The sequence below is a fragment of the Kineococcus lubricus genome, from assembly GCF_050871965.1.
Classification (GTDB): Bacteria; Actinomycetota; Actinomycetes; order Actinomycetales; family Kineococcaceae; genus Kineococcus.
In genome coordinates this window covers 44,282-69,804 of the sequence record NZ_JBJLSK010000008.1, presented here as the reverse complement: position 1 = coordinate 69,804, position 25,523 = coordinate 44,282, and the positions used below count along the sequence as shown (strand labels likewise).

Here is a 25,523-nt window from a genome sequence, read left to right as displayed (position 1 = left end):
GCGGGCTCAGCCGCCGGCGAAGGGCGGCAGCACGTCGAGGGTGGCGCCGGCCCCCAGCCGGTCCTCGGGCCGGGCGCTGACGCCGTCGAGCAGGAAGCTCGAGGCGGCCAGCACGCGGGCCAGGGCCGGGCCGCGGGTGCCGAGGGCGGCGACCAGGTCGCCCAGGGTCGAGGCCGGCGGCAGCCGGACCTCCTCGGTCTCCCGGCCGGCGGCCTCCGCGGCGCCGGCGAAGTACCGGACCGACAGGGTCATCGCGTCGTTCACCTTCCGTTCACCTCCTCGAGGGGGCGGGTCATCCGCCGATCGCGCTCATCGGGCGCGTGGGGTGCAGGAACGACGGGTCGTCGATGGCGTGGCCCGGCAGCTTGCCCCACATCGCCGCCCGCCACGCCGCCCCGAGGGCCGCGTCGTCGGCGCCCGAGCGCATCGCGGTCCGCAGGTCGGTCTCGGTGGTGGAGAACAGGCAGGTGCGGACCTGCCCGTCGGCGGTCAGCCGGGTGCGGTCGCAGTCGCCGCAGAAGGGCCGCGTCACCGAGGCGATGACGCCGACGTCGCCCACGCGCGCCCCGGCCGCGTCCAGGACGTCCCAGGTCTGGGCCGGTGCCGCCCCGCGGACCGATCCCGGTTGCGGGGCGAGGGTGAACTCCCGTTGCAGCGCAGCGAGGATCTCGTCGGCCGTCACCATGTCCGAGCGCTGCCAGCTGCCGTGCGGGTCCAGCGGCATCTGCTCGATGAACCGCAGCCGGTACCCCTGCTCCAGGGCCCAGCGCAGCAGGTCGGCGGCCTCGTCGTCGTTGGTGCCCCGCAGCAGGACGGCGTTGACCTTGACCGGGGCCAGGCCCGCCTCGGAGGCCGCGGCGAGGCCGGCGAGGACGTCGGCGTGCCGGTCGCGGCGGGTGATCCGCGTGAAGCGGTCGGCGCGCAGGGTGTCCAGGGAGACGTTCACCCGGGTCAGCCCCGCCGCCGCCAGGGCCCGCGCGCGGCGGGCCAGGCCCAGCCCGTTGGTCGTCAGGGAGGTCCGCACGGGCTCGCCCTCGGGGGTCCGAAGCTGCGCCGTGGCAGCCACGATGTTCTCCAACCCCTTGCGCAGCAACGGCTCTCCGCCGGTGAAGCGCACCTCGCGGATGCCCAGGGCGCCGACGGCGAGCCGGACCAGGCGGACGATCTCGTCGTCGGTGAGGACGGCGGCGTCCTCGAGCCAGGGCAGCCCCTCGGGGGGCATGCAGTAGTGGCAGCGCAGCGTGCACCGGTCGGTCAGGGAGACCCGCAGGTCCCGGGCCGTCCGCCCGTGCCGGTCGCGCAGGTCGCCCGTCCCGAAGCGCGGGTCGGCGGCCGCGGTGGCGACCTCGTCCGCTGCCGGGGGCCGCACGCGGGGGACGCCCAGATCGACCGTGCTCACGCGCCCAGCGTAAGTCGCGCACCGTCGCGGTCCGGACCTCGCCGACCGGCGGTGATCCTCCGTGTGGCCTTCGTCACTCCACGTGAAGCGCGTCAAAGGTTGGTCAGCACCGCGTCGATGGGCTAAGGTAAACACCAGATGAACAGGAGGTGGCACATGAACGTCATGGAGACGAAGGCCACGCACGGTACGGGCACCACGCCCGTCATGCACTGGGTGACGGTCCGGGACGCGTCGGGCCGCCCGCACCTGGAGATGCGCTGGAGCATCCCCGGGGCGCACGCTCCGCTCGCCCGAGCGGCCTGACCCAGGTCACGACCACGAGGACCCCGCACCGCCGTGCGGGGTCCTCGTGCGTCCGGCCCCCGGTTCGGGGCCGGCGTCAGGACCCGAACATCCGGGCGTTCGCGCTCTCCACCTCGGCGTACTGCCGCCCCGCCTGCGCCAGCGCCCGCTGGATGTCCTCCAGCGAAGCCCGCACCCGGTCCTGGGTGACGCGCCACTGCGCCGACAACGCCTGGAAGCCGCTGGCCGCCTGCCCCTTCCAGCACGACTCCAGGTCCAGCAGGTGCCGCGTCATCGCCTCCACCTCGGCCGCGAGGTTGCCCGCCGACGTCGCCACCGCCGTCCCCGCCTGCTCCACCCGTGCGCTGTCGACCTCGAACCGGCTCATGGCATGCTCCTCACTCCCGCGGCGGACCGCGGACTCGACTGCTGGTGCGGAGGAACGTAGGCCGGTGACCCCACCCGACGGCGCGCCCGTCCACAGCGCACCCACCCCACGCCCCCGGCCGGCGGTTGTGCGGACCGGGACGACACGGCCGTCGGTGAGCGCCCGGTGAGCCTCCCGTGAGCGTCATGGTCGACACCGCGGCGATCCCCGCCCACGGCCGGTCGTGGGCGCACCTGGCCAGCGACACCTCGGCCGCCGAGCTGCACCGCTTCGCCCAGCTCCTCGGCATCCCGGCCCGCGCCTGCGAGGGCGACCACTACGACGTCCCCGTCGAGCGCGTCCCGGACGCCGTCGCGCTCGGCGCCGAGCTCGTCAGCACCCGCGAACTGCTCGCCCGGCTGCGCGCCGCCGGGCTGCGCACCCCCAAGCGCCGCGGCGAGAAGGTCCTGCGCTCCACCGTCGTCGACGGGCACCGCGTCGACGTCGTGCGCGCCGCGGCCGTCCCGCCGCCCCACGGCACCCACCGCGTCGCCCGCACCCGCGCCGGGCGGCTCGTCCTGGCCGCCGACGGCGACCTGCCCGTCACCGCCCACCTGCACGGGCACCCCGGCACGGCCGTCGCCGGCTTCCGCCGCTGGTGGCTGCGCACCGCCGCCGGCTACGACCTGCGCCACGACGGGCTCCTCGTCGAGCCCGGCGCGCCCGTCCCCGCCACCGACCGGTGGTGGGCCCCCCTGCTGAACCCCGGGTGATTCGGGGCCACGCCCCGCCTCAAGACCGCGGAACCGGCACCCGACGCTCCAGGGAGGAACCCCCCTGAGCCGACGGAGCCGACATGCGCGGGCGCCACCTCACCATCAAGTCCCGACTCGTCCTGAGCGTCGTGGCGGTCCTCGCCCTCGCCCTCGTGGCCCTGGTGGCGGTGGTCAGCGCCCGCACCCAGGACATGGCCCGCGACGCCGCCCACCGCGAGACCGACGAGGTCTCCGAACGCAGCGCCGCGCAGATCCGCGAGGAGCTCACCACCGCCCTCGGCACCAGCCGCGACCTCGCCGCCACCCTCGGCGGGCTCAGCGCCCACGGCGGCACCCGCGCCCAGGCCGACGCCGTCGAGCACGACCTGCTCGCCGCCCACCCCGGCTACCTCGCCGTCTGGTCCGCCTGGGAACCCGACGCCTTCGACGGCCAGGACGCCCAGCACGCCGGTACCGCCACCAGCGACGGCACCGGCCGGTACATCAGCTACTGGCACCGCGACGGCTCCGACCTCGCCGTCGCCGCCCTCACCGACTACGAGACCCCCGGCCCCGGCGACTACTACCTCGCGGCCCGCGACTCCGGTCGGGAGAAGGTCCTCGACCCCTAGGACTACCTCGTCGGCGGCGAGCACGTCCTCATGACCTCCACCACCGTCCCGATCGTGCGCGACGGCACCGTCGTCGGTGTCGCCGGGCTCGACCTCGCCCTCGACTCCGTCCAGGAGCAGGTCGCCGCCGTCACCCCCTTCGGCACCGGCCGCGCGCACCTGTTCACCGCCGGGGGCGTCGTCGTCGGCTCCGGCAGCGGCCTCACCGTCGGCGACACCGCCACCGGCGTCCTCGGCGAGGCCGTCCGCGACGCCGTCGGCACCGGCCGCACCCGCAGCACCGTCGCCGAGGTCGACGGCCGCGAGCAGCGCGTCGTCGCCGTCCCCGTCGCCGTCAGCTCCGTCGACCGGTGGGCCGTTGTCGTCACCGTCCCCACCGAGACCGTCCTGGCCCCCGCCCACCGGCTGCGCGTCGTCAGCATCGCCCTGGCCGGAGCCGTCCTCCTCCTGACCGGCCTGGCCACCGTCGTCGTGGCCCGCCGCACCGTGCGCCCCCTGGAGGTCCTGCGCGACCGCATGGCCGAGATCGCCGACGGCGACGGCGACCTGCGCGAACGCATGGACGACACCCGCACCGACGAGGCCGGCCAGCTCGGCGCCGCCTTCAACCGGTTCCTCACCAAGGTCTCCGACACCGTCGCCGCCATCGGCGACTCCGCCGACCGGCTGTCCACCGCCGCCTCGTCCCTGCTCCAGGTCTCCGACCAGCTCCACGGCGCCGCGGCGCAGACGTCCGCCGAGGCGTCCGGGGCCGCCGACTCGGCCTCCCGGGTCGACCGCAGCATCCACGGCCTCGCCGCCGGCAACGAGCAGATGGCCGCCTCCATCTCCGAGATCGCCGGTAACGCCGCCCGCGCCGCCGGCGTCACCGTCGAGGCCGTCTCCCTCGCCGGCGCGGCCTCCGAGCAGATCGGCACCCTCGGCCAGGCCAGCGCCCAGATCGGCCAGGTCGTCAGCCTCATCCAGGCCATCGCCGAGCAGACCAACCTGCTCGCCCTCAACGCCACCATCGAGGCCGCCCGCGCCGGCGACGCCGGGAAGGGCTTCGCCGTCGTCGCCGGGGAGGTCAAGGAACTGGCCCTCCAGACCGCCCGCGCCACCGACGAGATCACCGCGCAGGTGCAGGCCATCCAGACCGGGACCGCCGGGGCCACCGCCTCCGTGGAGCACGTCCGCACCGTCGTCGACCAGATCCACGACTACAACGGCACCATCGCCAGCGCCGTTGAGGAGCAGTCGGCCACCACGGCGGAGATGACGCGCACCGGCGCCGACGCCGCCGCCGCCAGCGGCGAGGTCGTCGCCGCCGTCACCGCCGTCAACCGGGTCGCGGACGAGACCTCCACCGGGGCCGTCGCCGCTCGGACCGCCGCCGCGCACCTGTCGGCCCTCGCCGACGACCTGCGGGGCCTGGTGTCGACCTTCAAGGTCTGACCCGGGGGAACCCCCGGCGACCGCGCGGGCGGCCGCCGGGGGCGACGGGACGAGGGGGTGGGTCAGCCCTCGGCGCGCGCGGTCAGCGTCACGTCGAGCGTCTGCTCCGCGCCGTCGCGCACCACCGTCAGCTGCACGGTGCTGCCCACGGCCTTGCCGCGGATCGTGGCGGTCAGCGACTCGTACCCGTCGATCGTCACCCCGTCCACGGCCGTGATCACGTCGCCGGCGCGCACCCCGGCCGTGGCGGCCGGCGAACCGCTGGTCACGTCGGCGACCTGCGCCCCCTGCCGCGTCACGTCCCCGACGGTGGCCGTCGCGGCCTGCTGGGACATGCTCACGCCCAGCCAGGCGTGCTGCGCCGAACCGGTCGCGATGAGCTGGTCGGCGATCATCTCCACCTCGTTCGAGGGGATCGCGAAGCCCAGGCCGATGCTGCCGGACTGGCTGGAGGACGCCGAGGAGCTCAGCGAGGCGATCGAGGAGTTGATGCCGATCACCTCACCGGAGGAGTTCAGCAGCGCCCCGCCGGAGTTGCCCGGGTTGATCGCCGCGTCCGTCTGGATCGCGTTCGTCGCCGCGGTCTCCCCGGTCGTCTGCTGCTGCTGCATCCCGAACGGGTCCTGCTGCGAGGGGGTGCTCTCCGTCGTCGTCAGCACCGGGCGGTCCAGCGCCGACACGATGCCCGTCGTCGCGCTGCCCGACAGGCCCAGCGGGTTGCCCAGCGCCATCACGGCCTGACCCGCCACGACGTCGTCGGAGTCGGCGAACGTCGCCGCCTTCAGGTCGCTCGGCGGGTCGGTCAGCGCGATGACGGCCAGGTCCGTGGCCGCGTCCGTGCCCTTGATGGTCGCCGCGTACTCGCGGCCGTCCGACAGCGTCACCGTGATCCTCGCCCCGGTGCCCAGCCCCGACACGACGTGGTTGTTCGTCACCACGTACCCGGAGGCGTCGTACACGACGCCCGACCCCTCGGCCTCACCGCCCTGCCCGGTCACCGTCACCGACACCACGCTCGGCGCGACGGCGCTCACCACGGCCTGCCAGTTCACGGTCGTCTCGCTGACGCCCTGGACCGGGGCGCTGCTGGAGGAGGCCGACGACGAGGGCGTGGTCGACGTGTCCTGCCCGAAGGCGCCCACCGCGCCGACCGTCACGACGCTGGCCACCAGCGCGCTCGCGACCGCGATCCCCGCCGACCCCAGCCAGCCGGGCGCGCGGCGCGGACCGCGGCGGCCCCCGCCGCCACCCCCGCCGCCGCGACCGTCGTCGCTCCCACCGGGCGGGGTGGGCCCACCGGGCGTGGCCCACGGGTCGTGGCGGGTGTACCCGGGCTGCCCGTACCCCGGGGCGCCGGGCTGCCCGTACGGGCCGCGGTTCCAGTCCCAGGCCTGCTGGGGCCGGGTCGCGTCCTGGTCACCGGCGCTCCCGCCCTGGTCGCCGCGGGCGGTGGTGGAGACCACCCCGGACGCGGGGTGGCCGAAGCCGTCGTGGACGTCGCGTTCGTCGGGGCCGTTCATCCTTGCTCACCTCTGCGAGTCGGATCGGGAGTGGTCGGGAGGGGTTGCGCCCTCCACCCCTCCATTGACGGACACCCCGCTGCAGGTGCACCCGGAACCGGCTGGAACCTAGCTGTGAAAGTCCGCGCCCGCGTCCTCGTCCTCGTCGTCGTCCTCGTCGGACGGGTCGGCGGGCGGCTCGTCGGCGCGGAACCGGACGCGGAAGGTCGCCCCGCCGCCGGGGGTGGGCAGCACCGAGACGGTGCCGCCGTGCACCTCCACGATCGTGGCGACGATGGCCAGCCCCAGCCCCGACCCGCCGCCGGTCCCGCGCCGGCGCGAGGAGTCGACGCGGTAGAAGCGCTCGAAGACCTTCTCGGCCTGGTCCGGTGCGAGCCCCGGGCCGTGGTCGCGCACCTCCACGACGGCCTCCGGGCCCGACGGACCCTGGACCCGGCCCACCGCCACCTCGACCGGCGTGCCCGCGGGGGTGTGGTGCACCGCGTTGGCCAGCAGGTTCGTCAGGACCTGCCGCAGCCCCGCCTCGTCGGCGAGCACGACCGCCGACGACGGCCCGGACCCCTCGGTCACCCCCACCAGCCGCACCGCGCGGTCGGGGGCCAGCGCCCGGGCGTCGTGCACGGCGTCGGAGGCGACGACGGCCAGGTCGACCGGTTCGCGCCGGGCCGTGCGGGCGCGCTGCGCCTCGTCCAGCCGGGCCAGCGCCAGCAGGTCCTCCACGAGCCGGCCCAGCCGGGTCGACTCGCCCTCGATGCGCCCCATCACGTGCGCGACGTCGTCCGGTTCGCGCACCGCGCCCTGCCGGTACAGCTCGGCGAAACCCCGGATCGCGGCCAGCGGTGTCCGCAGCTCGTGGCTGGCGTCGGCGACGAACCGGCGCATCTGCTCCTCGGAGCGCTGCTGGGCGCGGAACGAGTCCTCGATCCGGCCCAGCATGGAGTTCAGCGCGTTCGACAACCGGCCGATCTCGGTGCCCGGCGCGGCGTCGGGGACCCGGCGCGACAGGTCCCCGCCCGCGATCGCGGACGCCGTGCGCTCGATGTCGTCCAGCGGCCGGAAGCTGCGGCGGATCGCCAGCGCCGCGAAGAAACCCCCCAGGACCAGCACCCCCGCGGCGACCGCGAGGGCGACGGTCCGGAAGTCCGAGAGCGTGCGGGTGGCCCCGGTCAGCGGCAGAGCCACCGCGATGTTCACCGTCTCGGGGCTGCCGGTGACGGTCGCGCTGAACACCAGCACCCGCCACGGGTCGCCGCCGCCGGTGTCGTCGGCGGTGAACACCTGCGGGTGGTCCCGGACGAACTCGGCCGTCAGCGCGGGCAGGTCGGGGGAGTCCTCGCAGCGGCGCTGGACGTCCAGCGCGCACACCCGGCGCGGGTCGGACCCGTCGGCGGCGGAGAACTGCACGTAGTAGTCCGACAGGAACAGCGACTGCGCCGACGGCTGGTTCAGCGCCGGGAAGGCGCTGTAGATCGCCGCCTTCCCCTCCTGCGCCAGCTGGTCGTCGACCTGCTGCTGCAGGTTGCCCTGCAGCAGGTGCAGCGAGACGACGCTCGTGACGCCCATCGCCGCGAGCAGCAGCACCACGACGATGACGAGCAGCCGCGTCCGCAGCGGCAGCCGGGCCTCGACGTCCCGGGCGCGCGAGCGCGCCGCCCGCAACCGGTCCCGCGCTCGGTCCCGGAGCCGGTTCATCCCGCCGTCTGCGGCACGCGCAGGACGTACCCGACCCCGCGCTTGGTGTGGATCAGGGGGTCGAGCCCCTCGGTGTCCAGCTTGCGGCGCAGGTAGGAGATGTACGACTCCACGATCCCCGCCTCGCCGTTGAAGTCGTAGTCCCACACGTGGTCGAGGATCTGCGCCTTCGACAGCACCCGGTTCGGGTTGAGCATGAGGTACCGCAGCAGCTTGAACTCGGTGGGGGACAGCTCCACCTCCCGCCCGGCGCGGCGCACCTCGTGGGAGTCCTCCTCCAGCTCCAGGTCGTGGAACACCAGCCGGCCGGTGTCGGGCCCGGCGACCGCGCCCGTGCGCCGCAGCACGGCGCGGATGCGGGCCACGACCTCCTCCAGGCTGAAGGGCTTCGTCACGTAGTCGTCGCCGCCGACCGTCAGCCCGGCGACCTTGTCGGCCGTGTCGTCGCGCGCGGTGAGGAACAGGACCGGCACCGCCCGGCCGCGCTCGCGCAGCTTGCGCGTCACGGTGAACCCGTCGAGGTCGGGCAGCATCACGTCGAGCACCACGAGGTCGGGCCGGAACTCCTCGGCGAGCTTGAGCGCCTCGGCGCCGTCGGCGGCGGAGGCGACCTCGAAACCGGCGAAGCGCAGGCTGGTGGCCAGCAGCTCGCGGATGCTCGGCTCGTCGTCGACCACGAGCAGTCGGGCTTCGGGGGGCGAGCCTGCGGATCTCACGTCGGCCAGTCTGCCCCGCGAGGCTGGGAGGCGGCTGGGGACGCGCCCGGAGCCGGGCCGGCGGCAGGACGCCCCGTCGCCCCCACCATCGGCGATCAAGGACACGTGTGTCCTTGATCGCGGAGGGGGAGGGGTGCGGTGCGGCGGGGGCGCCGACGGTGCGGGGTGGCAGGATCACCGGGTGCTGAGGACGGTGACCGCGACCCGCTACGTCGCGCCGCTGCGGGAGGGCGGGAGCCTGCCGGGGCTGTGCGAGGCCGACGACTCCGGGACCTACGTCGTGAAGTTCCACGGCGCCGGGCAGGGCCGGCGGGTGCTGGTGGCCGAGGTCCTCGCCGCCCGCCTGGCCGCCGCGCTGGACCTGCGGGTCCCCGAGCTCGTCGTGGCCCGCGTCGACCCCGTCATCGGCCGCGGCGAGCCCGACGAGGAGGTCCAGGACCTGCTGCTGCGCTCGCCCGGAGACAACCTCGGGATGGACTTCCTGCCCGGGGCGCTGTCCTTCGACCCCGCCGTCGACCCGGCCGACCCGGCGTGGGCGGCGCGGGTGCTGTGGTTCGACGGCTTCGTCCTCAACGTCGACCGCTCCTGGCGCAACCCGAACTCGCTGTGGTGGGGCGCGCGGCCCTGGCTCATCGACCACGGCGCCGCGCTGTACTTCCACCACGACTGGGCCCGCGCGGCGAGCAGCACCGACCGGCCGCTGCGGCACGCCGAGGACCACCTCCTGCTGCCGGTGGCCGCGCCCGTCGCCGACGCCGCCGCCGCGTGCGCCGCGGCCCTGACCGACGACGTCCTGCACGCCGCCGTCGCCGACGTCCCCGACGGCTGGCTGGAGGGTGAACCGGGGTTCGCCTCCGCCGACGACGTCCGCGCCGCCTACCTCGACTGGTTCACCGCCCGCCGGGCCGCGACCGGCTGGGTCGCGGACCTGGCCCGCGTCCAGTCCACCCGGGGGGAGGCCCGCCGTGGCTGAGCTGGAGGTCTTCGAGTACGCCGTCGTGCGGGTCGTGCCGCACGTCGAGCGCGCGGAGTTCGTCAACGCCGGGATCGTGCTGTGGTGCCGGGCGCTGGAGCACCTGGCCGCCCGCACCGCCCTCGACGCCGGGCGCGCCCTGGCCCTGGCGCCCGACCTCGACGTCGACGCCGTCGCCCGGCACCTGCGGGCGCTGGAGGACGTGTGCGCCGGCGACCCGCGCGGCGGCGCCCCCACCGGGGAGGCGAAGGGCGCCCGGTTCCGCTGGCTCGTCGCCCCGCGCTCGACGGTCCTGCAGACCTCCCCGGTGCACTGCGGGCTCACGGCCGACCCGGCCGCCGAGCTGGACCGGCTGCTGGTGCGGCTGGTCCGGCCCGGCGGCTGAGACGGGGCCCGTCAGACGCGGCGGACCTGCACGACCGACGGGCGCGGCTGGCCGCTGCCGTCGTAGGGGAACAGCGACATCGGCGTGTCGACGCTGGCCCCCTCCAGCTCACCGGGGTGCTGCACGGCCACGAACACGCTGCCGTCGGCGGTGATGACCGGACCGCAGGTCTCCGCGCCGGTCGGCACCGACAGGAACTGCCGGACCATCCCGCGCTCGGGGCCGTCGACGGTCACCTCGTACAGGCCGTCGTTGCTGCCCAGGGTGTTGCCGTCGGTCGAGATCCACAGGTTGCCGACGGTGTCGAACGCCAGGTTGTCCGGGCAGGAGATCGGCGAGACCAGCGAGCGGTCCACGTCGCCGAAGTACGTCGTGTCGTCGGCCGGGTCACCGCACACCAGCACGAGGTTCCAGGAGAACTCCGTCGCGGCGGCGTCGTCCCCGCGCTCGGTGATCTCGACGACGTGGCCGTCCTTGTTCTCCGGGCGCGGGTTCGCCTCGTCGACGCCCGCGTTGTCCTCGGTGCCGCGGCGGGAGTTGTTCGTGCAGGCGACGTAGACGCGGCCGTTGACCGGGTTGCGCTGCACGTCCTCGGGGCGGTCCATCTTCGTGGCGCCCACCGCGTCGGCCGCCAGCCGGGTGTGCACCAGCACCTCGTCCACCGAGAAACCGGGGACGCGGGAGACCCCGCCGGTCAGCAGCGGGACCCAGCGGCCGGTGCCGTCGTAGCGGCCGTCCTCGGCGCCGTCGCCGGTGAAGACGGCCACGTACAGGTCGCCCTCCTCCAGCAGCGTCAGGTTGTGCGCGCGGTCGCCCTCGCGGTACGCGCGCTTCGAGACGAACTTGTAGACGTAGTCGAAGCGCTCGTCGTCGCCCATGTACGCCACGGCGCGGCCGTCGGCGGCCAGCGAGATCGTGGCGCCCTCGTGCTTGAGGCGGCCCAGCGCGGTGTGCTTGCGCGGCGTCGAGGTCGGGTCGTACGGGTCGACCTCGACGACGTACCCGAAGCGGTTCGGCTCGTTGGGCTCGCGGGTGACGTCGAAGCGGGCGTCGACCAGGTCCCAGCCGCGGCCCTCCCCGCCCATGCCGTAGCGGGCGGCGGCGTCGTCGGCCGGTTCCTCCGGGGCGCGGAAGTACCCGTTGAAGTTCTCCTCGCCCGACAGGACGGTGCCCCACGGGGTCGTCCCGCCGGCGCAGTTGCCGAAGGTGCCCAGCACGGTGCGGCCCTCCGGGTCGGCCCCCGTGCGCACCAGGCGCGAGCCCGCGGCGCGGCCGGTCAGCTCCATCGGGGTGTCGGCGGTGATGCGGCGGTTGTACTCGCTGCCGCGGACGTACGCCCACGGCGAGCCGGCGTCGGCGCGGCGCAGCTCCACGACGGACATGCCGTGCGCGGCCATCGCGATGCGCAGCTGCTCGTCGGTCGGGCCGTCCTGCTCGGCCCAGCCGCGGAACATGAGCTCCTCGTTGGTGTACTCGTTGTTGCACACCAGCAGGGCGCGGTTCGGGTCCCCGGCCAGCGGCAGCACGTCGGTGTAGTCGTTGTTGTAGCCGAACTGCCCGGCCTGCGCCTCGGGCGTCTGGGCGTCGACGTCGAAGTCGGGGGCGCCGGCCACGATCGGGTCGCCCCAGGAGATGACGGTGGTCCAGGCGAAACCGGCGGCGACGTCGAAGGAGTCGCGGTCGCCGGGGACGGGCGCGATCGGGGTGAAGTCGATCTGGTGGCCCGGGGCGAAGGGGGCGGCGAGCAGGTCGACCCCGCCACCGGTGGCGGCCGCCGCGCGCGGGGCCTGCGTCACGGCGCTGCCGGCGACACCCAGACCGACCAGGGCGGCCAGCACGCCGCGCCGGGACACCGCGGCACGCACCACGTCGCCGAAGTAGGCGTTGCCGGTGGTGTTCGCCACCGGCTTCGCGCAGGACGTCGCGCAGCGGTAGTGGCAGGTCATGGCGCTGCGGCGCCCGGCGGGGGAGTAGGGCAGCAGGTCCAGCAGGGGGCGGTCGTCCGTGGCGGTCACGCGATCTCCAGGGGAGGGGAGGGGTGGGCGAGAGCGGGAACCGGTCTCGCCGCGGACGCTAGGGAAGGGCGCACCCCCTTCCGGTGACCTGCGGGTGCCCTGCCGGTGAACAGCTGTGGAGCGCTTGCGAGCACGGTGAGCCTCACCTGAGTGCGTCCGGTGCGCCCGGCGCCGCCGCGTGCGGCAGCATGCGGGGATGAGCGACCTCGCCGGCGACCTGGCCCCGGACAACCCCTTCGCCGCCCCCAGCGACCTGCCGTTCGCGGTGCCGCCGTTCGACCGGGTCCGCGCCGAGCACTACGCCCCCGCCTTCGAGGCGGGGATGGCCCGCCACCTCGCCGAGGTCGACGCGCTGCTGGCCGCCGACCTGACCCCCGCGCGGTTCCTCGACGCGCTGGAGTCCGCGGGGCAGCTGCTCGGGCGCGCCGAGGCGGTGTTCCACAACCTCGTCGGCACCGACGCCGACGACGCGCTGCGCGCCGTGCAGGCCGAGTACGCCCCGCGCCTGTCCGCCCACCACGACGCCGTCCGCCTCGACCCGCGCCTGGTCCAGCGCATCCGGGAACTGCACGAGGACCCCGGCCTCGACCTCGACCCCGAGCAGCGCCGCCTCGTCGCCGAGCGCCACCGCGACGCCGTCCGCTCCGGGGCCCTGCTCGACGAGGCCGCCGCCGCGCGGCTGCGGGAGCTGAACGACGAGCTGGCCCGGCTCACCACCCGGTTCGACGTCGACCTGCTCGCCGACACCAACGCCCTCGCCGTCCACGTCACCGACGCCGACGACCTGGAGGGGCTGAGCGCGGCCGAGCTCGCGCGGGCCGCGGCCGCGGCGGGCGAGCGCGGCGGGTACCTGCTCCCGCTCGTCCTGCCCACCGGCCAGCCCGTGCTGGAGACGTTGCACCGCAGACGGACCCGGCAGCGGGTCCACGAGGCGTCGGTGGTGCGCGGCGGTCGCGGCGGGGAGCACGACACCCGCCCGGTCCTGCTGCGGATCGCGGCGCTGCGCGCCGAGCGGGCCGCGCTGCTCGGCCACCCCGACCACGCCTCCTGGGTGATCGCCGACGAGACCGCCGGTGACGTCGAGGCCGCCGCCGCGATGCTGCGCCGCCTCGCGCCCGCCGCCGTCGCCAACGCCCGCCGCGAGGAGGCCGAGCTCACCGGGCTGCTGCACGCCGACGGTTTCGACGGGCCCCTGGAACCGTGGGACTGGGCGTACTACGCCGAGCGGCTGCGCCGGGAGCGGTTCGCCGTCGACGCCGAGGCCCTCAAACCGTGGTTCGAGCTCGAACGGGTCCTCGTGGACGGCGTGTTCGCGACCGCGACCGCGCTGTACGGCCTGACGTTCACCGAGCGCACCGACGTCCCGGTGTTCTCCGCCGACGTCCGCGCGTTCGAGGTGGCCGACGAGTCCGGGCCGGTCGGCCTGTACCTGTTCGACCCCTACGCCCGGGAGTCCAAGCGCGGCGGGGCGTGGATGAGCTCGTTCGTGGAGCAGTCCCGGCTCCTGGGCGCCCGGCCCGTCGTCGTGAACTGCCTCAACGTCCCGAGGCCCGCCGCGGGGGACCCGGCGCTGCTGACCGTCGACGAGGTGGAGACGCTGTTCCACGAGTTCGGCCACACCCTGCACGGGCTGCTGTCCGACGTGCGCTTCCCGCGGTTCTCCGGCACGAACGTCCCCCGCGACTTCGTGGAGTTCCCCTCCCAGGTCAACGAGTTCTGGGGTTTCGAGCCGGAGGTGCTGGCCCGCTACGCCCGCCACGTCGAGACCGGGGAACCGCTGCCCGACGGTGCCGTGGAGGGGTTGCGCGCGGCCCGCCGGTACGGGCAGGGGTTCTCCACCACCGAGTACCTGGCCGCCGCGCTGCTGGACCAGGCCTGGCACCGGCTGGGTCCCGGCGCCCTCGACGGTTCGGAGCCGGACGACGTGCAGCGGTTCGAGGCCGCCGCGCTGGCCGAGGCCGGCGTCGCGCTGGACACGGTGCCGCCGCGCTACCGCAGCACCTACTTCCACCACGTCTTCGGCGGCGGGTACGCGGCGGCCTACTACTCCTACGTGTGGAGCGAGGTCCTCGACGCCGACACCGTGGAGTGGTTCGCCGAGAACGGCGGGCTGCGCCGGGAGAACGGCGAGCACTTCCGCCGCACCGTCCTGGCCCGCGGCGGCAGCGTCGACCCGCTGGAGGCGTACCGGGAGTTCCGGGGCCGCGACGCCGACCTCGCGCCGCTGCTGCGGCGGCGCGGCCTCGACGGCGCCTGAGCCCCGGAACCCCCTCCGGTCAGGAGGCCGGACCCTCCGGGTCCTCGACCCCCTTGCCGTTGCCCTGCGTCAGCACGTCCCGGCCGGCCCCGCCGAACAGCCGGTCGGGACCGTTGCCGCCGTCGAGGACGTCGTCCCCGGCCCCGCCGAGCAGGACGTCCGACCCGTTGCCGCCCCAGACCCGGTCGTCCCCGTCACCGCCGCAGACCACGTCGTCGCCGTTGCCGCCGGTGATGACGTCGTTCCCGCCGAGCCCGACGATGACGTCGGCCTTGTTGGTGCCCTTCAGGACGTCGTCGCCGGGGGTGCCGACGACGGTCGGGGTCAGGCCCTGGCAGGTCGGCGAGGCCGGGGCCTGCAGGTCCAGCCCGAGGACCAGCGGGTCGTGGTCGCTGGAGCGGTAGGGGTCCGCCGCGTACAGCGCCGGGTCACCGGTGTACTGGTACGCGGACGACTCCACCGAGTTCACGTTCCAGTGGGTGACGCCGGTGACCTTCGCCGTCAGCTCCGCGCTGGCCAGCGCGTGGTCCAGCGAACCGGACAGCGCGTCGAAGACGTAGCTGTACCGGCCCTCGTCGAACTCCGACCCCAGGTCGACCAGGCCCGCGGTGGTGCGCAGGGTCTCGATCGGGTCCTCGCGCGTGTAGGCGTTGAAGTCGCCGAGGGCCACCACGTCGGCGTCACCGGTGCTCTCGCGCAGCCCGGCGACGAACCCCGCCAGCGACTGCGCCTGCCGCACCCGGTCGCCGTTGAAGGACCCCTGCCCGGTGTCGGCGTTGTCGCCGGTACCGGTGCCGCCCTTGGACTTGAAGTGGTTGGCCACGACCGTGAACGCGTCGCCGTCGGCGGTGAACGTCTGAGCGATCGGCTCCCGGGCGTTGGACCACACGCTCTCGTCGACCAGGCCGACGGGCTCACCGGCCGGCTGCACGACGCCCGGCTTGTAGATGATCGCGTTGCGGATGACGTCGCGGTCCACCGCGTACAGCTCGTCCGGCATCGGCACGTACGCCCACTCCTGCGACCCGGCCGCGGCGTTCAGCCGCTGCACCAGGTCCGCCAGCGCGGTGTCCGCGTTGCCGGGGGTCAGGCCGGTGGAGTCGGTGTCCTCGATCTCCATGAGGGTCACCACGTCCGCGCCCAGCGCGCGGATCGCCGGGACGATCTTCCCGGCCTGCGCGTCCAGCTGCGCCTGGTCCGCCGCCCCGCGCCCGGGTTCGCCGAACGTCAGGAAGTAGTTCAGGACGTTGAACGCCCCGACCTGCACGTCCCCGCCGACCGCCCCGAGAGCCTGCGGGCGGGTGTCCTGCGCGGCGAAGACGCCGTCGGCGCTGCCGTCGGCCGGCTGCAACCGCCACGCGTCGAAGCCGTAGCCGAGCACCAGCGGCTCGGTGAAGGTCAGCTCGTCGCCGACCCGCACCGGCGTCGTCGGGCTCAGGTACGGGCGGGTCGTCACGGAGACGCGGGCGCTGTTCGCGTCGTCCAGGACCACGCCGCGCAGCGCGTTCTGCGCGGCGACCGCCTCCGCGCCGGCGCCGGGACGGGCCAGCTCGGTGGGCTGCACGAGGACCCCGCCCTCGGACAGGGTCAGCTCCCCGTAGGTCGTCAGGTCGTAGACCTCGCTGACCGTGAGGCGGTCGGCGGGAGCCACGCGCATCCCCTCCAGGCGCTCGCGGGCGGCGTCGTCGGCGGGCAGGTCCAGCGCGGCGGGCTCCGGCAGGTCCGCCGCGGTGCCCTCGGCGACGACCGTCACGCCGGAGGCGCGGACCTGCGTCTGCCCGAAGCCCTCCTCGGCCCGCCCGGTGACGGTGACCGTGTCGCCGAGGTCCACGGGGGCGGTGCTGGACACGAAGACGCCGTCGGAGGTCGCGGGGTCGCCGTCGCCGTCGCGGTCCTGCACGGAGAACCCGGACAGGCCCGGGGTGTCGCCGACGACGACGCCGGTGACGGTGACCTGCCGGCCCTCCAACGGGGTCGTCGCACCGGTGCCCTGCACGGCGCCGATCTCGACGGGTGCCGGGGGCTGCGGGTCGGGGTCGCCGGGGGCGGCGGTGTTCAGCGCGCCGCGGGTCGCCGGAGCGGGCCGGGACCACACCAGGGCGCCGGAGGCGTCCACGCTGCGCTGCAACGACTGCCCGGCGGGCGTGGTGCCGGACTCGGCGACGCCGACGTCGGTGCTGGTGAGGCCGTCGGCCGGTCCGCCGACCGCGGTGAGGACGCCCTCGTAGCTGAGCAGCTCCAGCACCGCGCCGTCGGCGGCGACGAGGGCCACGGCGTCCGGGGCGCCGTTCTGCAGCCCGTCCACGGGGAACTCCACCACCACGACCGCGGGCGCGTCGGCCGGGGCGGTGACCTCCGGGACGGCCGTGGTGCCGTAGGGCGCGCCGCCGTTGCCGTTGTAGCGCACCACCGACAGCCCCGCGGAGCTGGTGCCCGCGGGCAGCTGCACCTCCACGAACTCCCCGGTGTCGGTGCCGGCGTTGTCGTAGTGGATCTCGGAGACGAACGGGGTGGTGGGCTCGGCGGCGGAGACCGGGCCCGCGGCGATCACGGGCAGGCCCAGCGCCGTCAGCGAGACGGCGGCGGCACCGACGGCGGCGCGCCGGGCGCGGGAGCCTCGGCAGCCGGGGTGGGGGAACATGCGGGTCCTTCCGAGGTGGGTCACGGACAGTCGCACGCTAGGTGCGACGTGTGACACGACCGTGACCGCGAGGTGAACCGGAATCCGGTACGGCCTCCCGCCGTTGGCGAGCAGACGTGAAGACCATCGTCTACTCCCAGACCGGCCCCAGCTCCGTCCTGCGCCTGGAGGACCGCCCGCTGCCCGAACCCGGCGCCGGGGAGGTGCGCGTGCGCGTCGTCGTCTCCGGGGTCAACCCCACCGACTGGAAGTCCCGCAGCGGCGCCACCGGCGCCCTCCCCGCTGCCGAGGCCACGCCCAACCAGGACGGCGCCGGGATCGTCGACGCCGTCGGCCCCGGGGTCGACGACCTCGCCGTCGGGGACCGGGTGTGGACGTGCATGGCCGCGCAGGGCCGCCCCACCGGTACCGCGCAGGAGTGCACCGTCCTGCCCCGGGAACGGGTGACGCCGCTGCCCGACGGGGTCTCCTTCGACGTCGGCGCCTCCCTCGGCGTGCCCGCCGTCACCGCCCACCGCGCCCTCACCGTCGCCGAGGACGGCCCCCGCCGGCTCGCCCCCGGCGCCCTGGACGGGCGCACCGTCCTCGTCGCCGGCGGCGCCGGGGCCGTCGGCCACGCCGCGATCCAGCTCGCCCGCTGGGCCGGCGCCACCGTCATCGCCACCGTCTCGGGCCCGGAGAAGGCCCGGCTGGCCACCGCCGCCGGCGCCCACCACGTCGTCAACTACCGCGAACCCGACCCCGCCCCGGCGATCCGCGCGATCGCCCCCGACGGCGTCGACCTCGTCGTCGAGGTCGCCCTCGGGCAGAACCTCGCGCTCGACCAGGCCGTGATCCGCCCGCGCGCCTCCATCGCCAGCTACGCCGACGACGGCGGCGGCGAAGCCCGCCTCGACGTCCGGGCCAACATGGTCCTCAACACCCGGCTGCAGTTCATCCTCATGTACACGATGGGCGAGCAGGCGCTGCGCGCCGCGGCCGAGGACGTCACCGCCGCCCTGCGCGACGGGGCGCTGCCCGTGGGGGAGGAGCACGGCCTGCCGCTGCACCGCTTCACCCTCGCCGAGACCGCCGCCGCCCACGACGCCGTCGAGGGCGGCGTCGTCGGCAAGGTGCTCATCGACGTCGCCGCCCCGGGCTCCGTCCCCGCCTGAGCCCCGGCGGGGCTTCAGGCTGACCCGGGACGTGCCGAAAGCTCCTCGGAGCACGGGCCGGGCACGTCACCGGCACTCGATCCGAGCAGGGCGGAGGCCCCTGGTGACCATCGGCAGCAGCTCCACGACCAGCACGCCCGCGGTGGGTCCGCCCCTCGTCATCGCCCACCGCGGGTACTCCGCCGTGGCCCCGGAGAACACCCTCGCCGCGTTCGAGGCGGCCCTGCGCTGCGGCGCGCACATGGTCGAGACCGACCTGCACTCCGCCGCCGACGGCTCCGCGGTCCTCATCCACGACGCCGAGGTCGACGCCACCACCGGTGGCAGCGGCCTGGTCGCCGACCTCGGCCCCGCCGAGCTCACCCGCCTCGACGCCGGTTCGTGGTTCTCCCCCGCCTACCGCGGCCAGCGCGTCCCGCTGCTGGTGGACCTGCTGGACCTGCTCACCGAGCACCCCGGTGCCCAGCTGCTGCTGGAGCTGAAGGGCGTCTGGGGCCGCGCGGAGGTCGAGGGGGTGCTGCGGGACCTGCGCCGCACCGGCGCCCTGGACCAGGTCGTGCTGCAGAGCTTCGAGGTGGGCACGCTGACCGCCGTGCAACGGCTGGCCCCGGGCGTGCGCCGCGCCGTGCTGCTCGAGGAGCTCGACGACGACGCCCTCGCCCAGGGCCGCGCCCTGCGTCGCGACCTCGGCGTCGTCGCCTGCAACCCCTCCGTGGCCGCCCTGGCGGCGCGGCCCGCCGCGGTCGCCGAGCTGCACGCGGCCGGGCTGCAGGTGTGGCCCTGGACCGTGGACGAGGCCCCGCTGTGGCGGGTGCTGGTCGAGGCCGGCGTCGACGGCGTCATCACCAACCGCCCCGACGGCCTCCTCGGCTGGCTCGAGGCGCGCGAGGACGCGCGTCCCGAGCCCGCCGACCTCCTGCTGGCCGCCCTCGCCCAGCGCGGGCGCTCCGAGCCGGGCCCCGCGGCGGCGCCGCAGCGCGTGGCCGCGCGCTGAACGCAGGGCCCGCGCCGCGCGTCCCGCCTCAGTTCCCCGGCAGGACCCCGTCGGCGTCCGGGACGCCGCCGTCGATGTCGTCGGCGTCCACGATCCGGTACGCGTACCCCTGCTCGGCCAGGAACCGCTGCCGGTGCGCGGCGAAGTCCTGGTCCTTGGTGTCCCGGGAGACGACCGTGTAGAACCGCGCCGCCCCGTGGTCGCCCTTGGGGCGCAGCACCCGGCCCAGCCGCTGGGCCTCCTCCTGGCGGGACCCGAACGAGCCCGACACCTGGATCGCGACCTTCGCCTCGGGCAGGTCGATGGAGAAGTTCGCGACCTTGCTCACCACCAAGGTGCTGATCTCCCCGTGCCGGAACGCGTCGAACAGCCGCTGACGCTCCTTCACCGACGTCTCGCCCTTGATGACCGGCGCGTCCAGCCGCGCGGCGAGGTCGTCGAGCTGGTCGATGTACTGCCCGATGACCAGCGTCGGCTGCCCCGCGTGCTGGGCCACCAGCTTCTCCACCACCCGCGACTTCTCCGGCGACGTCGAGCACAACCGGTACCGCTCGTCGTCCTCGGCCGTGGCGTACGCCAGGCGCTCGGAGTCCGGCAGCGTCACCCGCACCTCCACGCAGTCCGCGGGCGCGATGTAGCCCTGCGCCTCGATGTCCTTCCACGGCGCGTCGTACCGCTTGGGGCCGATGAGGGAGAACACGTCGCCCTCGCGGCCGTCCTCGCGCACCAGCGTCGCCGTGAGCCCCAGCCGGCGGCGGGCCTGCAGGTCGGCGGTCATCCGGAAGATCGGCGCCGGCAGCAGGTGCACCTCGTCGTAGACGATGAGGCCCCAGTCGCGGGCGTCGAACAGCTCCAGGTGCGGGTAGACGCCCTTCCGCTTCGTCGTCACCACCTGGTACGTCGCGATCGTCACCGGGCGGATCTCCTTGCGGGCCCCGGAGTACTCACCGATCTCGTCCTCGGTCAGCGACGTCCGCTTGATCAGCTCGTCGCGCCACTGCCGGGCCGAGACGGTGTTCGTCACGAGGATGAGCGTGGTCGCGCGGGCCCGCGCCATCGCCGCGGCCCCGACGACCGTCTTGCCCGCCCCGCACGGCAGCACGACCACACCCGACCCGCCGTGCCAGAAACCCTGCACGGCCTCGTCCTGGTAGGGCCGCAGCGTCCAGCCGTCCTGCGCGAGGTCGATGGGGTGCGCCTCGCCGTCGACGTACCCGGCGAGGTCCTCCGCGGGCCAGCCGAGCTTGAGCAGGACCTGCTTGAGGTTGCCGCGCTCGCTGGGGTGCACCACGACGGTGTCCGGGGTGATCCGCTCACCCAGCAGCGGCGCGACCTTCTTGCTGCGCAGCACCTCCTCGAGCACCGGCGCGTCGAGGGCGTGCAGCAGCAGACCGCGCTCCTCGTCCTTGACCAGCTGCAGGCGGCCGTAGCGGGCCATCGTCTCGGCCACGTCGACCAGCAGCGCGTGCGGCACCGAGTAGCGGGAGAACTCCAGCAGGGTGTCCACCACCTGCTCGGCGTCGTGCCCGGCCGCGCGGGCGTTCCACAGCCCCAGCGGCGTCAGCCGGTAGGTGTGCACGTGCTCCGGAGCGCGCTCGAGCTCGGCGAACGGCGCGATCGCCGCCCGGCACGCGCCCGCCCGCGGGTGGTCGACCTCCAGGAGCAGGGTCTTGTCGCTCTGGACGATGAGGGGTCCGTCGGTCACCTGAGGTCCAACCCCGCGCGGGCGCGTCTGCTTCCGGTCATCGGCCGAACAGGACGTTCACCGAGTTGGTGTCGAAGGTCGAGGTCTCGTCCCAGCCGCCGCCGATCCCGATGAGGATGAACAGCACGAAGAACAGCACCACCAGGACGGACAGCCCCAGGTTGACCCAGGCGCAGATCTTCCCGGCCAGGATGAACCCCAGGCCCCGCTTGGCGCCCTGGGAGGCGAGGACCTCGCGGCGGGCCCCGGGGGCCAGCGCCAGCGCGACGATCGAGGCGATCCACCCCAGGAAGGTGAAGGACAGCAGCAGACCGCCGACGGCCGTCCAGCACACGGCGTGCGCCATGCCGGTCACGGGGGGCTGGCCGTACCCGTACTGCTGGTCGGGGTAGGGCTGGTTGCCGTACTGCTGGTTGGCGTAGGGCTGGTTGGCGTAGGGCTGGTTCGCGTACTGCTGGTCGCCGTACTGCTGGTTCGCGTACTGCTGGTCGCCGTACTGCGAGCTCCCGTACGGGGGGTTCGCGTAGGGCTGGTTCCCGTACTGCTGGCCGGGGTACGGCTGGTCGGCGGGGGACTGCTCCCCGTACCGCGGCAGGCTCTCGGTCGGCCCCGCCGCGTGCGAACCGGCCGGCGCGTCGGGCGACCCGCCGGCGCGGTACGGGTCGTGCGCGTCACCCGCGGGCGTCCCGCCCGGACCGGCATAGGGGTCCGGCGTCGGCTCGGCGTCCGGCTTCTCCCACCAGGACCGCTGTCCGTCGCCCTGCCCGTTGTCGCTCATGGTGGCCGTGCTCGCAATCGTCGTGAGTCGTCGGAGGTCGTGACCTGCTCCCCTCGACGCTAGCCCACGGTCCCGACGCGGGCCTCCCGCTGCTCACCCGGCTGCTCAGCCGGCGTCGACCACCCCGGTGACGCGGTGCACCGAGAACGACCGGACGGTGCGCTCGGCGTGGTCGAAGGCCGTGATGCGCCCGCCGTCGACCCCCAGCGGGTCCACGAGGAACCTCCCCGCCGCCCCGGTCGCGTCGACGTACCCGATCCACACCGGCCGGCGGCGCCCCACGGCCTCGCGCAGCACCGACAGCGACGTCGAGGGGTCCATCGTCGGCAGCGCCGGCGCGTCCTTCTGCCGGTCCCGCCGGCGCTCCCGCTCGGCGAGGTCGTCGTCGCCGCCGCGCACGGTCTGGACCGCCGCCGCGACCAGCGAGGGCCCCGGGGCCGGCGGCTCACCGGTCACCGGCCGGGGCGCCGGGCGCGGCGTCGTGCGGTGCGCGGTGGGGCGCCGCACCAGCAGCTCCCCGGCCGGGCCCTCCGCCGCCGGGGCGGCCCCGACCTCCCGCAGCACCGCCAGCACCTCGTCCGGCTCGGCCGCGCTCGCCAGCACCGTCGGGGCCAGCGAGCGCAGACCCAGTGCGGCGCACCGCTTGTCGGCCACCAGCTCGGCGAGCAGGGCCGGGTCCTCGGCCCGCACGTACGCCCCCGCCCGGCCCACCCGGACCCGGCCGTGACGGCGGGCCACGTCCCGGACGAGGTACTCCAGCGGCTGCGGGACGCCCGTGGTCGACAGCTCCGCGAGGAACGCCAGGGCCTCGTCGGCGGTCAGCCCCTCGTCCAGCCCCCGGCGCACCGTCGCGGGGTCGAAGCGGTACACCGTCGCCCCGCCGCGGCTCTCCACCCGGGCCAGCGACTCCAGCCGCCGCGCCGCGGCGGCCTCCAGCGGCCCGGGCGCCACGGCCGTCAGGTCGGCCTGCAGCAGCACCTCCCGCACCGGGGTGGGCAGCGTCGCGGCGAGCGCGGCCAGCGCGGCGTCCTCGTCCCCGGCCAGCAGCGCCCGCCCCGCGGGCGTCAGCGCCCCGGCGCCCAGCACCCCCAGCCACGACGCGTCCCGCACCGTCCAGCCGACGAGGTCGTCGCGCAACCGGCTCGCGCGCCGGGGCGCCGCCCACCGCAGTCGGGCGGCCAGGTCGGGCACGGGCGCCGCGGCGTGCTCGGGCAGCTGCGCCAGCTCGGCCAGCACGGCGTGCCGGACCGCGGGCGCCGAGGCGCGGTCCAGGTCCGGGCCCAGGGCGTTGCGGGCGGAGTCCTTCGCGTCGCGGGACCCGACCATCGCCGGCACCCGCGTCGAGGGCAGCCACGCCGTGACCAGCGTCAGCCACCGCTCGGGCAGGTCCGCCTCCAGCCAGGTGTCGAACGCGGGCGTGGGCAGCCAGCGGGGTTCGACCTCGCCGTCGTCGGCGACCAGCCCGGCCACCCAGGCGGTCTCCACGACCAGGGCCGCGGTGGCCTCGTCGACCTCCAGGGCCGCCGCCGTGCGCCGCAGGTCGCGCACCCCCAGCCCGCCGGCGCGCAGCACCGCCGGACCGGCCTGCCCCCACGACCGGCCGAGCTCGGCGACCAGCCGGCACGCCTCGGCGGCGGCCTCGGCGGCGGCGCCCAGCACCCGCGCCGCGGGCAGCTCGGTCACCGGCAGCGCCGGGGGCACCCGGTCGGCCGTGCGGTGGACCCGGCCCCCGCGCAGCGCCAGGCCGACCTCGCGGGGCAGCACGACCGTGCCCGGCCCGGACACCGCGAGCAGCCCGCGGGAGAGCAGCCAGTCGACCGGTCCGGCGGCCGAGGCGGCCCGCACCTGCCGGTCGGCGCGCTCCACGGCGCCCGTCGGCGGCCCCCACGTCAGCTTCTCCAGCACCGCCCGGACCCCCTCGGGGGCGGTGACCAGCAGGTCCTGCACGGTCGCGGGGACCGCCAGGTGCGCGGTCAGCCGGCGCAGCGCGACCTCGGGGTCGTGGCTGACCTCCAGCCCCAGGTCCTCCAGCAGCTCGGCCAGCCGCTGCGGGGAGCGGCGCCCCAGCGCGTCGGCCAGCGTCGGGCCCAGCCCGGCCGGGTGCGGGCCCAGCAGCTCCCGCACCGCCGCCACCAGCCGCACCCGGCGGTCCGGGCCCCACACCAGCGCCCGCCGGCGCAGGTCGGCCACCACGTCGCCGGCGCGCGCGCCCCACGCCTTCGAGACGGCGGTGACGCTCGTCGGGTCCGGCAGCACGGCCAGGACCTCGGCGACCTGCACGGTGGGGGTGTCGAGCCGTTCCAGCGCGCGCTGGGTGCTGGCCCGCGTCGTCGCGCGCGTGGCCAGGGCCGTGGAGGAGGTCGGCAGCGGGGACGCGAGGTCGGGCCGCGCGGCGAACAGGGCCTGCAGGTCCTCGTCCGTGCGGGCGCGCAGGTCCTCGGCGAGCGTGCGCGGAGCTGGGGCCGTGGGCATCGCAGCGAGCTTAGTGTCGGAGCCCGGCCCTACCGTCCCGGCATGACCACCGACGAGGGGCTGTCCGCCGAACGACGCGAGTTCCTGTCCGCGCTGAGCAAGCACCGCCGGCTGTTCACCGCGACCCTGACCGGTCTGACCGACGAGCAGGCCGCCGCCCGCACCACCGTCAGCGAGCTCTGCCTGGGCGGGCTCGTGAAGCACGTCGGCCAGACCGAGGCGCAGTGGGCGGCGTTCGCCCGCGAGGGCGCCGCGGCCTTCCCCTCCTTCGAGGACGTCGACTGGCAGGCCCGCGCCGACTCCTTCCGGCTGCTGCCGGGGGAGACCGTCGCCGGGGTGCTCGCCGACCACGCCGCCGTCGCGGCCCGCACCGACGACCTCGTCCGCACCCTCGACCTCGACCTGGCCCACGAGCTGCCGCGGGCGCCCTGGTTCGAGCGGGAGCGGTGGAGCGTCCGGCGGGTCCTGCTGCACCTGGTCGCCGAGATCGCCCAGCACGCCGGGCACGCCGACCTGCTGCGCGAGGCGATCGACGGCCGCAAGTCGATGGGGTGAGCATGACGTCCTCGGGTGTCGAGGTGATCACCGGACCGCGTCGGGCGGGGCGGTGCAGCGCAGCGAGTACCGCCAGAACAGGTGCCGTCGCAGGACGGCTCCCGGCGTCTGCCTGCGGGCGACCTCGCGGATCTCGCGCAGGGTCGTGGTGGTGGGCGTGGTGGGTGCGGTCATGGCGACGGGTCGTCGAGCCGAGCCCCGCTGGAGGGTCTTGACCGTGCCCACGACGAGGTTGGCGGGGACGGCCGCGGCGCTGAGCAGGTGGTCGGAGGGCGTCTCCTCGCGGTAGACGCCGAGGACGAGCAGGGTGCCGCCGGGGGCGAGCAGGTCCCGCAGCCGGGCCAGGGCCGGCTCGAAGGGGACGTGGTGCAGGACCGTCAGTGCGGTGATGACGTCGTACCCGCCGGGCAGGTCGGCGGTCAGCAGGTCCTGGCAGCGGAAGTCGACGTCGGCGCGCCCGCGCGAGAGGCGCCGGGCGACCTCGATGCCGGCGGGGTCGATGTCCAGGCCCGTGACGTGCCCGGCGCGCCGGGACAGCCGGCGGACCAGGTCGCCGGTGCCGCAGCCGACGTCCAGGGCGGTGTGGACGTGGGCGGGCAGGTGCCGTTCGATCCAGCCGTGGTGGTGTGCGTTGTGGTCCCACGGGTACCGGCGGTTCCACTCGTCGCACCAGGCCAGTGCCCGCCGAACGGGCACCGACACCGCCGCGTCGAGCTTCCCGCGCACCGTCTCGCCCGGGACCGCCGAGCAGCGGGGGCGTTCGCGAGCGAGGTCGGCGGGGCGCCCGGGTGGCC

General features: G+C 75.6%; 22 protein-coding genes. 10 read left to right on the top strand and 12 right to left on the bottom strand.

The window, feature by feature from the left end; all coding sequences use genetic code 11:
* Positions 1-6 precede the first annotated feature (6 nt).
* A complete protein-coding gene (locus ACRYRX_RS07900) occupies positions 7-252 on the bottom strand; it encodes a MoaD/ThiS family protein (protein ID WP_432511402.1) in 246 nt (81 codons plus the stop codon).
* Between the two features lie 40 nt (positions 253-292).
* Positions 293-1,399, bottom strand: coding sequence for a GTP 3',8-cyclase MoaA (moaA, locus tag ACRYRX_RS07895; RefSeq protein ID WP_432511294.1), 1,107 nt, complete (start codon positions 1,397-1,399; stop codon positions 293-295).
* A gap of 156 nt (positions 1,400-1,555) precedes the next feature.
* On the opposite strand from moaA, the gene ACRYRX_RS07890 reads away from it, so the two are divergent.
* Complete coding sequence (locus ACRYRX_RS07890) at positions 1,556-1,705, top strand: hypothetical protein (RefSeq protein ID WP_432511293.1); 150 nt, start codon at positions 1,556-1,558, stop codon at positions 1,703-1,705.
* Between the two features lie 76 nt (positions 1,706-1,781).
* Here ACRYRX_RS07890 and ACRYRX_RS07885 read toward each other — a convergent pair whose 3' ends face one another.
* Entirely contained in the window at positions 1,782-2,072 is a 291-nt protein-coding gene (locus tag ACRYRX_RS07885) for a WXG100 family type VII secretion target (protein ID WP_432511292.1), read from the bottom strand.
* A 185-nt stretch (positions 2,073-2,257) separates the two neighbouring features.
* On the opposite strand from ACRYRX_RS07885, the gene ACRYRX_RS07880 reads away from it, so the two are divergent.
* The 3 genes from ACRYRX_RS07880 (at position 2,258) to ACRYRX_RS07870 (ending at position 4,872) form a co-directional block, all read left to right on the top strand.
* A complete protein-coding gene (locus ACRYRX_RS07880; RefSeq protein WP_432511401.1) occupies positions 2,258-2,824 on the top strand; it encodes a DUF4031 domain-containing protein in 567 nt (188 codons plus the stop codon).
* 83 nt (positions 2,825-2,907) lie between these two features.
* Complete coding sequence (locus ACRYRX_RS07875) at positions 2,908-3,438, top strand: cache domain-containing protein (protein WP_432511291.1); 531 nt, start codon at positions 2,908-2,910, stop codon at positions 3,436-3,438.
* A 30-nt stretch (positions 3,439-3,468) separates the two neighbouring features.
* Complete coding sequence (locus tag ACRYRX_RS07870; RefSeq protein WP_432511290.1) at positions 3,469-4,872, top strand: methyl-accepting chemotaxis protein; 1,404 nt, start codon at positions 3,469-3,471, stop codon at positions 4,870-4,872.
* Positions 4,873-4,934: 62 nt separating this feature from the next.
* Here the strand turns inward: ACRYRX_RS07870 and ACRYRX_RS07865 are convergent, their stop codons facing one another.
* The 3 genes from ACRYRX_RS07865 to ACRYRX_RS07855 form a co-directional block, all read right to left on the bottom strand.
* The gene (locus tag ACRYRX_RS07865) at positions 4,935-6,392 is read right to left on the bottom strand and encodes a S1C family serine protease (RefSeq protein WP_432511289.1); all 1,458 of its coding nucleotides are present in this window, start codon (positions 6,390-6,392) and stop codon (positions 4,935-4,937) included.
* A gap of 108 nt (positions 6,393-6,500) precedes the next feature.
* Entirely contained in the window at positions 6,501-8,084 is a 1,584-nt protein-coding gene (locus ACRYRX_RS07860) for a sensor histidine kinase (RefSeq protein ID WP_432511288.1), read from the bottom strand.
* Positions 8,081-8,800 carry a response regulator transcription factor gene (locus tag ACRYRX_RS07855; protein WP_432511287.1) on the bottom strand — a complete coding sequence of 240 codons (720 nt, stop codon included), beginning with the start codon at positions 8,798-8,800 and terminating at the stop codon, positions 8,081-8,083. The genes ACRYRX_RS07860 and ACRYRX_RS07855 overlap by 4 nt, the downstream gene beginning before the upstream one ends.
* A 181-nt stretch (positions 8,801-8,981) precedes the next feature.
* Between ACRYRX_RS07855 and ACRYRX_RS07850 the strand changes: the two genes are divergently transcribed.
* Both ACRYRX_RS07850 and ACRYRX_RS07845 read left to right on the top strand, forming a co-directional pair.
* The gene (locus ACRYRX_RS07850) at positions 8,982-9,773 is read left to right on the top strand and encodes a HipA family kinase (protein ID WP_432511286.1); all 792 of its coding nucleotides are present in this window, start codon (positions 8,982-8,984) and stop codon (positions 9,771-9,773) included.
* Positions 9,766-10,158: a DUF3037 domain-containing protein gene (locus ACRYRX_RS07845; RefSeq protein ID WP_432511285.1), complete on the top strand. Its 393-nt coding sequence runs from the start codon at positions 9,766-9,768 to the stop codon at positions 10,156-10,158. Before ACRYRX_RS07850 ends, ACRYRX_RS07845 begins: the two co-directional genes overlap by 8 nt.
* An 11-nt stretch (positions 10,159-10,169) precedes the next feature.
* On the opposite strand, the gene ACRYRX_RS07840 is transcribed toward ACRYRX_RS07845, so the two are convergent.
* Positions 10,170-12,173 (bottom strand): PhoX family protein, encoded by a 2,004-nt coding sequence (locus tag ACRYRX_RS07840; RefSeq protein ID WP_432511284.1) that lies wholly within the window; start codon positions 12,171-12,173, stop codon positions 10,170-10,172.
* Positions 12,174-12,369: 196 nt separating this feature from the next.
* Between ACRYRX_RS07840 and ACRYRX_RS07835 the strand changes: the two genes are divergently transcribed.
* Positions 12,370-14,430, top strand: a complete 2,061-nt coding sequence (locus ACRYRX_RS07835) for a M3 family metallopeptidase (RefSeq protein WP_432511283.1) — start codon at positions 12,370-12,372, stop codon at positions 14,428-14,430.
* A 19-nt stretch (positions 14,431-14,449) separates the two neighbouring features.
* Here the strand turns inward: ACRYRX_RS07835 and ACRYRX_RS07830 are convergent, their stop codons facing one another.
* On the bottom strand, positions 14,450-17,071 hold the full coding sequence (locus ACRYRX_RS07830) for an ExeM/NucH family extracellular endonuclease (RefSeq protein WP_432511282.1): 2,622 nt from the start codon (positions 17,069-17,071) through the stop codon (positions 14,450-14,452).
* Positions 17,072-17,187: 116 nt separating this feature from the next.
* On the opposite strand from ACRYRX_RS07830, the gene ACRYRX_RS07825 reads away from it, so the two are divergent.
* Positions 17,188-18,225 carry an NADPH:quinone reductase gene (locus ACRYRX_RS07825; protein ID WP_432511281.1) on the top strand — a complete coding sequence of 346 codons (1,038 nt, stop codon included), beginning with the start codon at positions 17,188-17,190 and terminating at the stop codon, positions 18,223-18,225.
* A gap of 103 nt (positions 18,226-18,328) precedes the next feature.
* Positions 18,329-19,219 (top strand): glycerophosphodiester phosphodiesterase, encoded by an 891-nt coding sequence (locus ACRYRX_RS07820; protein WP_432511280.1) that lies wholly within the window; start codon positions 18,329-18,331, stop codon positions 19,217-19,219.
* 28 nt (positions 19,220-19,247) lie between these two features.
* On the opposite strand, the gene ACRYRX_RS07815 is transcribed toward ACRYRX_RS07820, so the two are convergent.
* From ACRYRX_RS07815 to ACRYRX_RS07805, 3 genes are all read right to left on the bottom strand, one after another.
* Entirely contained in the window at positions 19,248-20,924 is a 1,677-nt protein-coding gene (locus tag ACRYRX_RS07815; protein ID WP_432511279.1) for a DNA repair helicase XPB, read from the bottom strand.
* Positions 20,925-20,961: 37 nt separating this feature from the next.
* Positions 20,962-21,702, bottom strand: a complete 741-nt coding sequence (locus ACRYRX_RS07810) for a DUF4190 domain-containing protein (protein ID WP_432511278.1) — start codon at positions 21,700-21,702, stop codon at positions 20,962-20,964.
* Positions 21,703-21,807: 105 nt separating this feature from the next.
* A complete protein-coding gene (locus ACRYRX_RS07805; protein ID WP_432511277.1) occupies positions 21,808-24,174 on the bottom strand; it encodes a helicase-associated domain-containing protein in 2,367 nt (788 codons plus the stop codon).
* A 42-nt stretch (positions 24,175-24,216) separates the two neighbouring features.
* Between ACRYRX_RS07805 and ACRYRX_RS07800 the strand changes: the two genes are divergently transcribed.
* Positions 24,217-24,729 (top strand): DinB family protein, encoded by a 513-nt coding sequence (locus ACRYRX_RS07800; protein WP_432511276.1) that lies wholly within the window; start codon positions 24,217-24,219, stop codon positions 24,727-24,729.
* Between the two features lie 27 nt (positions 24,730-24,756).
* Here ACRYRX_RS07800 and ACRYRX_RS07795 read toward each other — a convergent pair whose 3' ends face one another.
* Positions 24,757-25,455: a class I SAM-dependent methyltransferase gene (locus ACRYRX_RS07795; protein WP_432511275.1), complete on the bottom strand. Its 699-nt coding sequence runs from the start codon at positions 25,453-25,455 to the stop codon at positions 24,757-24,759.
* Positions 25,456-25,523 lie beyond the last annotated feature (68 nt).